This is a genomic window from Spirochaeta lutea (assembly GCF_000758165.1).
GTDB lineage: Bacteria > Spirochaetota > Spirochaetia > DSM-27196 > Salinispiraceae > Spirochaeta_D > Spirochaeta_D lutea.
On record NZ_JNUP01000011.1, the window covers coordinates 1 to 651 of the forward strand.

At 51.3% G+C, this 651-nt stretch carries 1 rRNA gene; it reads left to right on the forward strand.

From position 1 onward, the window contains the following. Positions 1-651: ribosomal RNA gene (locus DC28_RS16590) — 23S ribosomal RNA — on the forward strand; the annotation flags it as partial.

The window sequence follows — 651 nt, forward strand, 5'->3', positions numbered from 1 at the left end:
AAAAGAGGCAGTGCCGGCCGGCCTCGTCTGTCCTCCGGGGCACGAGTGCTGCGTTGGAGCATACATGCTGGGACCCGAAAGATGGTGAACTATGCCTGGGCAGGTTGAAGTCAGAGGAAACTCTGATGGAGGACCGTAGCGATACTGACGTGCAAATCGTTCGTCGGATCTGGGTATTGGGGCGAAAGACTAATCGAACCATCTAGTAGCTGGTTCCCTCCGAAATTTCCCTCAGGATAGCTGGAGCTCGTGATACGGAGTCTTATCGGGTAAAGCGAATGATTAGAGGTAACGGGGATGCAATGTTCTCGACCTATTCTCAAACTTTTAATAGGTAAGAAGCGGGCGTTGCTTGTGTGAACGCTTCTCGCTTTGGATCCAGAGCTCCAAGTGGGCCACTTCTGGTAAGCAGGACTGGCGATGCGGGATGAACCGATAGCGGCGGTTAAAGTGTCCAAGTGTTTGCTCATCAGATACCAAAAAGGGTGTTGGTTCATATAGACAGCACGGCGGTGGCCATGGAAGTCGGAACCCGCTAAGAAGTGTGTAACAACTTATCGCGCCGAATGAACTAGCCCCGAAAATGGATGACGCTCAAGCAAACCACTTAGACCGCGCCATGGGGGTGATTATTATTGTAAGAAGAATACT